General features: G+C 47.1%; 10 protein-coding genes. 5 read left to right on the top strand and 5 right to left on the bottom strand.

The genetic code is table 11. The features are described 5' to 3' along the window. Positions 1–585: 585 nt before the first annotated feature. On the top strand, positions 586–1,389 hold the full coding sequence (locus MKJ04_RS22510) for a hypothetical protein (RefSeq protein ID WP_241644430.1): 804 nt from the start codon (positions 586–588) through the stop codon (positions 1,387–1,389). A gap of 328 nt (positions 1,390–1,717) precedes the next feature. On the opposite strand, the gene MKJ04_RS22515 is transcribed toward MKJ04_RS22510, so the two are convergent. From MKJ04_RS22515 to MKJ04_RS22835, 3 genes are all read right to left on the bottom strand, one after another. Continuing rightward, positions 1,718–3,088 carry a polysaccharide lyase gene (locus tag MKJ04_RS22515; protein WP_241644432.1) on the bottom strand — a complete coding sequence of 457 codons (1,371 nt, stop codon included), beginning with the start codon at positions 3,086–3,088 and terminating at the stop codon, positions 1,718–1,720. 620 nt (positions 3,089–3,708) lie between these two features. After that, positions 3,709–3,981 (bottom strand): transposase, encoded by a 273-nt coding sequence (locus tag MKJ04_RS22830; RefSeq protein ID WP_262918125.1) that lies wholly within the window; start codon positions 3,979–3,981, stop codon positions 3,709–3,711. Between the two features lie 43 nt (positions 3,982–4,024). Further along, a complete protein-coding gene (locus tag MKJ04_RS22835; RefSeq protein ID WP_262918126.1) occupies positions 4,025–4,513 on the bottom strand; it encodes a transposase in 489 nt (162 codons plus the stop codon). Between the two features lie 259 nt (positions 4,514–4,772). Here MKJ04_RS22835 and katG point away from each other — a divergent pair, with 259 nt between their 5' ends. Further along, on the top strand, positions 4,773–7,034 hold the full coding sequence (katG, locus tag MKJ04_RS22525) for a catalase/peroxidase HPI (RefSeq protein WP_317246739.1): 2,262 nt from the start codon (positions 4,773–4,775) through the stop codon (positions 7,032–7,034). A 488-nt stretch (positions 7,035–7,522) separates the two neighbouring features. Here katG and MKJ04_RS22530 read toward each other — a convergent pair whose 3' ends face one another. Beyond that, a complete protein-coding gene (locus tag MKJ04_RS22530) occupies positions 7,523–8,419 on the bottom strand; it encodes a helix-turn-helix domain-containing protein (protein ID WP_241644433.1) in 897 nt (298 codons plus the stop codon). A gap of 172 nt (positions 8,420–8,591) precedes the next feature. Here MKJ04_RS22530 and MKJ04_RS22535 point away from each other — a divergent pair, with 172 nt between their 5' ends. After that, positions 8,592–9,575 (top strand): aldo/keto reductase, encoded by a 984-nt coding sequence (locus MKJ04_RS22535; RefSeq protein ID WP_241644435.1) that lies wholly within the window; start codon positions 8,592–8,594, stop codon positions 9,573–9,575. Positions 9,576–9,764: 189 nt separating this feature from the next. On the opposite strand, the gene MKJ04_RS22840 is transcribed toward MKJ04_RS22535, so the two are convergent. Next, entirely contained in the window at positions 9,765–9,896 is a 132-nt protein-coding gene (locus tag MKJ04_RS22840) for a hypothetical protein (protein ID WP_262918127.1), read from the bottom strand. Between the two features lie 79 nt (positions 9,897–9,975). On the opposite strand from MKJ04_RS22840, the gene MKJ04_RS22540 reads away from it, so the two are divergent. Then, positions 9,976–10,455 carry a hypothetical protein gene (locus MKJ04_RS22540; protein WP_241644437.1) on the top strand — a complete coding sequence of 160 codons (480 nt, stop codon included), beginning with the start codon at positions 9,976–9,978 and terminating at the stop codon, positions 10,453–10,455. Positions 10,456–10,509: 54 nt separating this feature from the next. Continuing rightward, complete coding sequence (locus tag MKJ04_RS22545) at positions 10,510–11,361, top strand: DUF4440 domain-containing protein (protein WP_241644439.1); 852 nt, start codon at positions 10,510–10,512, stop codon at positions 11,359–11,361. Positions 11,362–11,539: the final 178 nt, after the last annotated feature.

Below are 11,539 nucleotides of genomic sequence, written 5' to 3' on the forward strand. Positions count from 1 at the left end.
GCTAACCTGTATCAGATGGCAGCTTAATTCAACTAACAAAGTGCGCTTCGTGGTCTAACTCAATCGAGGTATCATACTTTTTGCTATTTTGGCTGTCTAGGATGGCGCTTGTATTTCTGCTTATACTCTTAAAGTTTCGTGCAGTGTTACTGAGTTGCAGTGCTGGCACACGCTATACGAGCAGCGTTGATTTGACGCTTATACCCTATTATTAAATGTGTCTACCCTTCAAACACTTTTGTTTACGGTTTAATTGATTCTTATTTATGTCAAATTAAATCGTGTCCGTAAGTTAATAATCACGACTAGTCTATGTTTTTAATGAGAGGCTAAATAAGTCTTCATTATACATGTATAGCGCTAAGCCGCCCGATACAACTAGCGTTTGAATGCTAACTTCACTTCAGCAAGTACTCAAAAACTTTCAATATATATAGAGTTCAGTTTAAGTTAGCCGCTTATCATTACTTTCCAATAATCAAAGTAATACTGATTCTCGCTTCTCTCCGTCAGGTCCTAGGAACCTAGAGCTTAACTGCTTCTACACACGAATGTCATTGCCCATACTTTAAATTGCTCGAACAGATGAGAAACTATTTACAACAACTACAAGGCGTGTTTGAAAAGGAGCGTGAGGCTTACAAACTGCAACGCAAACTGGTTTGGTTACTTTTGCTGGCTCCGGTGCTTATTGCGGTCGGGTTTTGTGTGGCGTGGTTTGTTCCGGTTACTTACAAGTTAGCGCTATGGGTATCAAAAGAAAATCACCCAGCGGAACTTCTCACGTTTGTATTTCTGATATTTGGGAGTGTCATTGGAGGGTATTTGGCCTGGTACTTAAAATCGAAACATGAAAAAGTAGCTATCTGGGCGCTTTACACCGGGTATGCAATAGCCCTATTTGTGATTGCGATGGAAGAGATTTCTTGGGGACAACAGCTGCTTGGTTTTGAAACCCCAGACGCCTTTAAGGAAATGAATGAGCAAAAGGAAGTGACATTGCATAACCTGGAAGGCATACAGGGTAATTCAGAATATTTTCATCTTATCTTTGGCTTGGGGGGGCTTATCGGCACCTATTTTTACCTGTACGCTCTAAATCCAATGCGGGTCCCAATGGTTCTTTCTGCCTTCTTCTTCACCATAGTTGCAATAACAAGTGTAGACCTGTACCATGATTTTTTCCCATTCGAACACCATACAGGATTTTTCATAAGGAGACTTTCTGAAATAAATGAGATGTTGATTGGATTTGCAGGATTTATGTACGTGGTGCTGAGCCTTCAAAAATTTAAGTTTAAATACGAATTGAAAAATTTATCCTTCGCTACAAGGGAAGAAGCAGTGCACCCAGACGCAAGCAAAGAAAATGTGCTTTTAGGTATTTAAAAAAGTTAGACGGCACTTTAGCTAAAGTCGAGTTAGAGGGGGCGGTCAGTTCAAATCATATAGTTTTCTTGTGATATTAATTTATTCTGAGGTACGCTACCATCTGGTAAGAGGATTGTGTGCTTAAGAGGGTGAGCATATTTGTTAGTTTGTTGAGGAGTAAATCAAAACCTACTATTAAACACAAACAGCCTCTGAATTGATGTTGAACGGATTCAGGCATCAAATACAGAAGCTGCTTGTGTTTTAGTGCTAACTGTTTGGTAAATTAATGGCTAGCTGCCTCCAGGCAGTTAGCCATTAATTTAGTTATCTCCTAATCGTAAGATTAATTGATCGTAAAATTAATCGTGTGTGAAGCGCCAGCAGTTTTGCTATCGTCTTCGTCAGCATAAGGAGTTGCCGTCAAGGTATAGTTGCCTTTGGTCGGTGGATTCCAGTTACCGTAGTAGTAGTTTCCTTTTTTGTTGTCGCCAAATAGCGCATACGGGAAATCGGAATCTGAAGATCGTCGAGACTCAGCCCCGCTTAATTCAAACTTAACTTTGCCTACCGTTGAAGGTGAAGAATTCGCACGTATAGCTACACGCTTTAAGCCAAGTGATTTTAGCTGAATCGTGGCCCCATCTGTTATGGTCAATACATCTTCCTCAGTGTCTGCGTTTATCAAGGTGAAACTTACTATTCGCTGCACATTTTCAGTTGGTGTGGTTGGCACTGGCTCATTGGGAGTCGGCTCGGTTGGGGTCGGCTCGGTTGGGGTCGGCTCGGTTGGGGTCGGCTCGGTTGGGGTCGGCTCAGTTGGGGTCGGCTCAGTTGGCGTCGGCTCGGTTGGTGTTGGCTCAGTAGGTGTTGGCTCAGTAGGAGGGGTATCACTACCTGATTTAGCGCCGGCGGCCATTTCTGCATAGGTCGCCTTCTCGCTACCCATCCTCACATTGTCGAAGTAAAGCACCCGATGGTCTGTGTCTGTGGTTTCATCATAGTTCCAGTCAGACTTGTAAATTCCCATTTTCCATCTCGGGTTATCGAATGAGGAATCATAGCTGTTAGCGCCAACATAATTGATCACCTTTTTCCCATCATGCCAGATTTCCACCAGGCCGTCAGAGTTGTGAGAATGTTTGATGTGAACAACGAACGTTTGCCAGGCATCCTTTATTAGTGCGCCCATGTATAGCTTATTGGCACTGCTAGGATCTTTCCTTACATCAAAAACGAGCTTGTCATTTAGTATTCTCAACGAAGAAGAAGGGTTTTTCCCGCCACCCTGGTGCCACTGGCTAATTACATCTTGCTTACTGTCTTTCTGGAAATACTTACTCGGGAAATAGACGGAAAAGGCATACCACCTGTCCTGGTTGCTCTGCTCTGGAAAGAGCACTTCTGATCTTGTACCGCCGCTGGTAATGGGGTCTGTGTCACGGAGCTCAAATCGACCTGATTTTGATCCGGAAAATATAGGGTTAGTTGCTACTGAAAAAGCGTAATCCGTGCCAAACTGCTTTCTTGCTCCAGAGAAATATTGACTGCCTTCAAATGTCTCTTCAAATAGCAAATTGGCAGAAGTTGCTGAGGCACTTGTTTCAGCAGTAAATGCAGCCTCTGGTTTCACTTCTTCAATATCAGTTTGCTCACAAGAAACTACTACTGCTCCAACTAGCAAAGGGGTGAAAATGCTTTTTAATTTAAAATTCATGGTAAGATTTAATAAATGAAAATAAGGTGATAAAAACACTGATTAAAGTACAATAATTGGGTAAATTACTAACTGAAATTAAATTGTATTATGCAAATAAAAAATATAGTTTAACGATATATGACATTTCAATATTGTTGTCCATATGTCAGTTTATGCTAAGCTTTTTTAAGGGTTTTTTCATTATGTAAATTGTACATTTTGAATTTGTTTACGTCTGCAAATATAAATGCTTTTTTGAAGTAACAAGTATAAGTTAGGTTAAAATAAAAGTTAACGCTTTATTTTTTAATGAATTAAGGCGATATAAATTTAGTGAATGGGTGTATTTTGTGTGTAAATAAAAAAAAATAAAATTTTGAAATTGCACTATTCTTATGAGTGATTTCTTCGTTTTTAATGAGATTTTACTTGAATTGTTTTTGAGGGCCTTTCTAGCTATAAGAATAGAAAAGAGAGGAACTGAATAAAACAGGTAAATGACTATTTTATTGTCTTGGACTTTTGTGTTTTTTAGCTTAAAAAATTTTCTGTAGTTAGCTAAGATAAATTCAACTGCAAGGCAGTTTGCAATCATATAATTGAGTGAGTAACGCGAACTATCAGCAGCTAGGAGTGGGCTAAGAGTGGAGAAGCAAGCCATACTGAGGCAGCACAAGTTTCACTGCCTGGCGGGAATGCTCCACCTGGCAGATATTCTTCAGCTCGTCATTGACCGTTTCTATCACCGGGCGCTTGCGGAGCACGATCTTGTCGGAGAGGCTAATGAGGCTGTTCTTCATGTTGATTCGGATTCCGGTGACCAGGTGGATACCGTCGGTGAAAAGGATATCTGTCAGCTTCTGGGAGATGTAGCCCTTATCGGCGAAGAGCTTGCCGAACACGGCCCGCATGAACGGCTCGTTCCTGAGCGGCTCCCGGTCGTCGACGTTGGCCTCAAGTGAGGGCGAAATTGAAGATCTCCCCTTTGTCGTTGATCACCACTTGGAGCTTGAATCCGAAGAAAAAGCCCATGGTGGACTTGCCCACCTGGGCGATGTCTTTGAACACCTTGTTTCGCTTGATGCGCTTGTTGTGGCAGACGCGGATGGGGGTCGAGTCCACAAAGGAGATGCCTGTGCAGGTGCCCAGGCAGCAGGCCTTGAGAAAGACGCTCATCGGCAGGAGCACGCTTTGGCTCAGCTCCACAAAGCGGCTGTAGGAGACGGTGCGGGGGAACTCGCCCTGCATGTGGCGCTGCACATAGAAGAGGTAGAAGTGCTTGAAGCACCTGAAACCGCCCAGGTGAAAGAGCAGGTAGATGCAGACCACCTCGCTATTGTTCATGACGGGCGGGCGCTTGGAGGGCTTGCCCAGCAGAAAAGGCCTGGTGGTGGCGTCAAATTCCAGGCAGTAAATTTCCGTAATTGTAGCATAGGCAATCATTGAGAAAAAACTTGAGCTGTTAAAGCGTAGAATACTTTAAAATAGTTACTTCTCAAATGGTTGGCTTTCTTTTTTGCCTGAATATCAATCGGACTTTGAATATCAGAAATACAATAGTTATAGATTCTGTCTATGTGAGATAGAATCTTTCGAATCCAAAAAATTAGCGTTTAGGCCTGAAATCAAGTAAATTTAACTCAATAAGGTGTTGCTTCAGGGCAAACACCCATATACACAACTTAATTTTTAACATTTTACTATGGAACATAAAAAAGACAGACATGTAGCGCCCAACACGCCCGTATGGGATACCAACGAGTCCAGAAGATGCCCATTCCTGGGCGGTGCGATGCAATTCACAGCTGGCAGCGGCAGGTCAAACCGCGATTGGTGGCCAAACATGTTGAATCTTAAAATACTGCATCAGAATTCTCCTATGGCTAACCCCATGGAGGAGGATTTTAATTATGCGGAGGAGTTTAAGACCCTCGATCTTCAGGCGGTAAAGCAGGACTTGTATAACCTGATGACAGAATCGCAGGATTGGTGGCCGGCGGATTATGGACACTATGGCCCGTTTTTCATCCGTATGGCCTGGCATAGCGCGGGTACCTACCGTATCAAGGACGGCCGTGGCGGGGCAGGCTCCGGCTCACAGCGTTTCGCCCCTCTCAACAGCTGGCCCGACAATGCAAACCTCGACAAGGCACGCCTGCTGCTTTGGCCTATCAAGCAGAAATATGGAAAGAAGATATCCTGGGCTGACCTGATGATTCTGGCCGGTAACTGCGCGCTGGAGTCGATGGGTTTCAAGACCTTTGGCTTTGGCGGTGGCCGGGAGGATGTATGGCAGCCCGAGGATGATATTTACTGGGGATCAGAAGGCGAATGGCTGGGGAACAAGGAACGCCACGCTGGTGGTGTGCTGGAAAGTCCGCTTGCAGCCTCACACATGGGCCTTATCTATGTGAACCCGGAGGGGCCAAATGGTAACCCTGATCCGGTTGCGGCGGCCCATGACATCCGCGAGACCTTCGGACGTATGGCGATGAACGACGAAGAAACCGTTGCCCTGATTGCGGGCGGCCACTCTTTCGGTAAAACACACGGCGCCGCAGACCCACGCGACTACGTTGACGTGGAGCCTGCAGGTGCTGGCATTGCGGAGATGGGCCTAGGATGGAGAAACTCTTTCGGGAAAGGCCATTCCGAGCATACCATTACCAGTGGTTTGGAAGGTGCCTGGACAACCACCCCGGCCCAGTGGAGCCATGATTTCTTTGACAATCTTTTTGGCTTTGATTGGGAGCTAACCAAGAGCCCGGCCGGTGCCCACCAGTGGAAGCCGAAGGACGGGGCCGGCGAAGGCACTGTTCCGGACGCACACGATCCGTCGAAAAAGCACGCGCCTTTCATGCTGACAACTGACCTTTCGCTGAAAATGGACCCTGCCTATGAGCAGATATCCAGACGCTTCCATGAAAACCCGGATGCGTTTGCCGATGCCTTTGCCCGTGCATGGTATAAACTGACGCACCGCGACATGGGTCCGATTGCCCGCTACCTGGGTCCGGAAGTGCCGCAGGAAGAACTGATCTGGCAAGACCCTGTTCCGGCTGTTGATCACGAACTGATCAACGAAAGCGATATCACTTCGCTGAAAGGCAAAATTCTGGATTCAGGGCTGTCTGTAGCGCAGTTGGTTTCTACTGCCTGGGCGTCTGCGTCTACCTTCCGTGGTTCGGACAAAAGAGGCGGTGCAAACGGTGCACGTCTCCGTCTGGCCCCTCAGAAGTATTGGGAAGTCAACAATACCAAAGAACTGGAGGGAGTGCTGCAAACCTATGAGCAGATCCAGAAGGAGTTCAACGATGCCCAAAGCGGCGGCAAGCAGGTTTCCATCGCCGACCTGATCGTGCAGGGTGGTTGTGCCGGTATTGAGAAGGCAGCCAGAAACGCCGGGTTTGATATTACAGTTCCGTTCATGCCCGGGCGTACAGATGCCTCGCAGGAGCAAACCGATGTGGATGCCTTCGATGCGCTGGAGCCTAACGCGGATGGATTCCGCAACTATTTTGGGAACCATGACCACATCTCTTCATCAGCCGAAGAGATGCTGATTGACCGTGCACAACTGATGACGCTTACGGCGCCTGAGATGACCGTTCTGATCGGGGGGATGCGCGTGCTGAACACCAACCACGATCATTCGAAGCACGGTGTGTTCACACAGCAGCCGGAGACCCTGACCAATGACTTTTTTGTGAATTTGCTCGACATGGGTATCACCTGGAAGGCTATCTCAGAGGCTGATAAAGAGTTTGAAGGACGTGACCGCAGAACCGGGGAAGTGAAATGGACCGGTACCCGTGTGGACCTGATTTTCGGTTCCAATTCAGAGCTGCGCGCTATCGCAGAACACTATGCTTGTTCGGATTCCAATGAGAAGTTTGTAAAAGACTTCGTGAAAGTCTGGAACAAGGTGATGAACCTCGACCGCTTTGACGTGAAGAAAGCGTAATAGCATAGGGTATAAACCCAGTGATTCTAAAAGGCCGCTCCATACTATCTGGAGCGGCCTTTTGTTTTGCCGGTATACGCATGCACAAACGGATTCTACTACCATTTTCAAGAACTAATACCAATATCAATTGGTGAGTGCACACAGCCTTGCCTTTAAAGTAGTGTAATTCCCCTCTTGGCAGGGGTAGGGGTGGGTTATTTTGCACTTCCACATGAGCAGAATCTATTTGATAACGGTATAACTTTGCTTGATCATATCGCTCGCATCTCTTCCATTCAGGTATGATTAGGAAATCTGAAACGGATGTGTGCCTGAAGCATCGGGTTATTTCTTACACACGCTAGACGCGAGTGAAGGCAATGTTCATATGAAAGGGCTTGATACCATAACACTACAAAATTAGCTGCCCGTGGAAGAAAGCTTTTACCAGTATTACGGCATTACCTACCAATTTTACAGGTTATACCTGTTTGTGCCTGATTCTGTTAGCTCATGGTGCGGTACTCATTGGGGGTATAGCCCTCGCGTTGCTTAAACAAGCGGCTGAAATGCTGCGGGTACTTAAACCCCAGCGCATAGGCAATTTCGCTGACCGATTTTCCGGGCTCAAACATTCTTTCCTTCGCCAGGTCAATTACTTTCGTCTGAATATATTCCTGAGCGGTATTGCCTGTTTCTTTTTTAATCAGGTCGCCAAAATAGTTGGCCGAAAGGTATAACTCCTCTGCACAGTAACTCACGGAGGGCAGGCCTACCGTTTGCGGTTTGTCGGATGTAAAATAGTCGTTCAGTAGTTTCTCAAATTTCTCCAAAATACCTTTGTGCACATTGTCGCGGGTGATGAACTGGCGGTCGTAAAAACGGATGCAGTAGTTCAGGTAAAGCTCAATGTTGGATACAATCAGTCTTTTGCTGTGCTTGTCGATGGCATGCTCTAACTCGTACTCAATCTTCGAAAGACAATCCAGTATGATCTTGCGCTCGCGCTCTGATAAGTGAAGGGCCTCATTCGACTGGTAGCCAAAGAAAGTATAGTCCTGCATGTGCCGCCCAAGTGGCGTTCCGTGTATCAGATCGGGATGGAAGATAAGCGCAGTGCCTTTCGGTTGGTACGTCTCCCCGGTGTTGTCGACGCTTACCACCTGCCCCGGTGCAATAAACACCAGCGTCCCTTCCTGGTAGTCGTAGGTGTGCCGGCCATACCGCAGGTTTCCGCAATTGACTTCCTTCAAAAAGATGGTATAAAACCCAAAATACATATTGGAGGCCTGCCTGGGGCTTGCCTTCGACAAATCCACCACACTCACCAGCGGGTGCAGCGTCTCGTTGTTGTTGAATGCGTTGTAGTCACTGACTGTCTCAAATCGTCTGATGTTCTCCATATCAATAATGCGCGTTGTCATTCAAAATTAACGTTTTATACATCCCTTCCTTCATGTGCCCGCCCCAATCAGTAATTATGGTAGCGTTATCCGTAATCTGTATACCAACGGGCTTGCAGGAAACCAGCACCTTTGTATAGTTGAAAGAGCGAACCATTATTAGGTATAAACGATGCAAAAGAGAATATTAGGCAAAAGTGGCCTGGAAGTATCCGCGCTTGGTCTGGGCTGTATGGGACTTAGCTTTGGGTATGGCCCTGCAACCGATAAGCAGGAGGCTGTTAAACTCATTCGTGCCGCCTACGAGAAAGGCGTCACTTTATTTGATACGGCGGAAGCGTACGGACCTTTTACCAACGAAGAGCTGCTCGGCGGAGCAGTAGCGCCTTTTCGCAGCAACGTGGTCATTGCCACAAAATTCGGTTTCAGGGAAGGCAAAACAGCCCTGGGGCTGGACAGCCGACCGGAAAACATCAGGGCGGTAGCTGAGGCCTCGCTCAGACGCTTGAAAACAGACGTAATCGACTTGTTCTACCAGCACCGCGTGGACCCCAACGTGCCTATCGAAGAGGTGGCCGGCACCGTGAAAGCGCTGATTCAGGAGGGCAAGGTCAAGCATTTTGGGCTTTCCGAAGCCGGGGCAGACACGATCAGGAGGGCGCACGCGGTGCAACCGGTCACGGCGCTGCAGAGCGAGTACTCTTTGTGGTGGCGGGAACCCGAGCAGGAAATACTGCCCACCCTGGAAGATCTCGGGATTGGCTTTGTGCCCTTCAGCCCTTTAGGGAAAGGTTTTCTGACCGGTAAAATCGACGAGAATACTGCGTTCGACAAAAGTGATTTCCGCAACATTGTCCCACGCTTTTCTGAAGAGAACCGGAAAGCCAATCAGGCCTTGGTCGATTTGCTTGGCAAGATGGCGAATGAGCGGAATGCAACGGCTGCCCAGATAGCCCTTGCCTGGCTGCTGGCGCAAAAGCCGTGGATCGTGCCGATTCCGGGCACCACCAAATTGCACCGGCTGGAAGAGAATCTTGGGGCAGCAGACCTTACGCTTTCTGCCAGAGACTTACAGGAAATCAGTGAGGCTGTTGCCAGAATAGACATACAGGGCAACCGTTATCCCGAGCAGTTGCAAAAGATGGTGAACCGGTAGGACGATTGCAACGCTGAAAAGGGAAGTAGCGACTTTCTGATGGACGGTGGCGTCACGGCCGCGCATTGGTTCGGCGATCTATAGCGAAACAGACATATTGATGAAAATAAAATACGCTCTTTTAGTCTTCCTATATTTAAGCCTTTCGCTGACGTCTTTTGCGCAAACGGCTGATAGTGCCAAAACGAATTACCACTTTTCGGGCGCTGCCAGCATCACAAACAACGGCATCTCGCTGGTGCCCAGTTTTTCTTTGGGAAAACCGGCTGTCTTGTTGCTTGCGTCACTTGGCGGGGAACGGTTTTCCTTTGACCCTGACATACGTTTTGGGATGGATGGCAAACCGTGGACCATGCTTTTTTGGGGTAGGGCAAAATTGGTTAATCAAGGCAGGTTTCGCATGAACACCGGGGCTCACCTGGGCCTGAACTTCAGGTCCACCCCGTTGTCAATAAACAGTGTCCCCTCCGAAAACATTGTGGCGCGGCGCTATCTTGCCGGTGAGCTGTCGCCCAGTTATTTTGTGGGGAAAAATAGCAGCGTTGGCGGCTATTACCTCTACTCCAGAGGCATTGACGACGGGACTGTAAAGAACACGCATTTCGTTACGCTTAACGCCAACTTTTATCATATACCTCTTGCGCATCGGTTTTATGCCCGGGTAAACCCACAAGTCTTTTACCTCAACCAGGATGGAAAGGACGGGAAGTACTTGACTTCTGTTTTTACGCTGGCGAAAGAAAACGTGCCGCTGTCTTTGTCGTGTCTTGTGAACAAAACCATACATACCACCATACCAGGTGACAAAGACTTTATCTGGAGCCTGAGCCTCGTGTATTCGTTCAAACAAAATTTTATACCGAAGCCGCCGTCTCCGTGACCAGTGCAGTTATACCTAAAATGGAAATCAAAACGAACAATTAGCTAAAATGCCATGAAAAGAATACTGTTTATACCTGTTTTGCTCGCCTTCGCTCTTTTTACCCAGGTAAAGGCGCAGGACAGTTCCGTTTTTCCGAAAGGTGAGATAGGGAATAACACTGATAATTACACCGGGACTATATGGCTCAATGAATTAAATGAACCTGATAAAAACTTCAACTTCAGCATTGCCGCTGCCACTTATGCACCCGCTTCCAAGTTAGACTGGCACGTTCATCCGGGCGGGCAAATTCTTCTTATTACTGAAGGCACCGGCTATTACCAGGAAAAAGGCAAGCCGGCTCAAATCGTCCATAAGGGGGATGTGATCAAGTGCCTCCCGAGGGTGGAGCACTGGCACGCGGCCGCACCGGAAAGCGCATTCGCGTATGTGGCGGTTTCACCGGCTCGAAAAGGGAAGACCAAGTGGCTGCAGAGGGTAAGTGAGGAGGAATATAGCAGCATCAATCCCCCTGAAATGGATACTACGAATGAAGAACAGAAAATATTGGACCTTTCAAAGCGGAAATGGCAGTGGATGGCCGACCAAAATGTGGACACCTTGGCCAATCTCTTTCTCGATAAATCTGTGTTCGTGCATATGGGAGGAAGTTGGGGCAAAGACCGGGAGCTCGACATCATCAAAAGCGGGGGTATCCATTATAAGAAAGCGGATATCCATGAAGCGTCGGTGAAGGTGATGGGCAACACGGCCATTTTGTTAAACAGAATCACACTTCTGGCAGTGGTTGGGGGTAATGAGGTGACCAATCCGTTTATGGTGACGGAGGTGTATGTGCAGGAAAACGGCAGTTGGAAGTTAGGTTCCCTGTCGTTCACCAAGCTGATGACCCGCGAGGAATAACTAAAAAAAATATAAACTTTATAACTACTTACTCCCATTACCTTATTATAAGGGTACACTTATTTGCTGCTCCATGTACTGGAGGATGTTGCTTATCTTCTCTGGTTGGAGCAGCTTTGCTTTCTGAAGCTCCCGGCTAATCCTTTCTTCTATCTCTTGCATCTTCATGTTGTAAGGG

The sequence above is a fragment of the Pontibacter sp. E15-1 genome, from assembly GCF_022601975.1.
Taxonomy (GTDB): domain Bacteria; phylum Bacteroidota; class Bacteroidia; order Cytophagales; family Hymenobacteraceae; genus Pontibacter.

What these genes read in the sequence shown, in the direction of transcription:
- MKJ04_RS22510 (WP_241644430.1), top strand. Translation starts at nt 586, where the DNA reads ATGAGAAACTATTTACAACAACTACAAGGCGTGTTTGAAAAGGAGCGT.
- MKJ04_RS22515 (WP_241644432.1), bottom strand. Translation starts at nt 3,088, where the DNA reads ATGAATTTTAAATTAAAAAGCATTTTCACCCCTTTGCTAGTTGGAGCA.
- MKJ04_RS22830 (WP_262918125.1), bottom strand. Translation starts at nt 3,981, where the DNA reads ATGCGGGCCGTGTTCGGCAAGCTCTTCGCCGATAAGGGCTACATCTCC.
- MKJ04_RS22835 (WP_262918126.1), bottom strand. Translation starts at nt 4,513, where the DNA reads ATGATTGCCTATGCTACAATTACGGAAATTTACTGCCTGGAATTTGAC.
- katG (WP_317246739.1), top strand. Translation starts at nt 4,773, where the DNA reads ATGGAACATAAAAAAGACAGACATGTAGCGCCCAACACGCCCGTATGG.
- MKJ04_RS22530 (WP_241644433.1), bottom strand. Translation starts at nt 8,419, where the DNA reads ATGGAGAACATCAGACGATTTGAGACAGTCAGTGACTACAACGCATTC.
- MKJ04_RS22535 (WP_241644435.1), top strand. Translation starts at nt 8,592, where the DNA reads ATGCAAAAGAGAATATTAGGCAAAAGTGGCCTGGAAGTATCCGCGCTT.
- MKJ04_RS22840 (WP_262918127.1), bottom strand. Translation starts at nt 9,896, where the DNA reads ATGTCAGGGTCAAAGGAAAACCGTTCCCCGCCAAGTGACGCAAGCAAC.
- MKJ04_RS22540 (WP_241644437.1), top strand. Translation starts at nt 9,976, where the DNA reads ATGAACACCGGGGCTCACCTGGGCCTGAACTTCAGGTCCACCCCGTTG.
- MKJ04_RS22545 (WP_241644439.1), top strand. Translation starts at nt 10,510, where the DNA reads ATGAAAAGAATACTGTTTATACCTGTTTTGCTCGCCTTCGCTCTTTTT.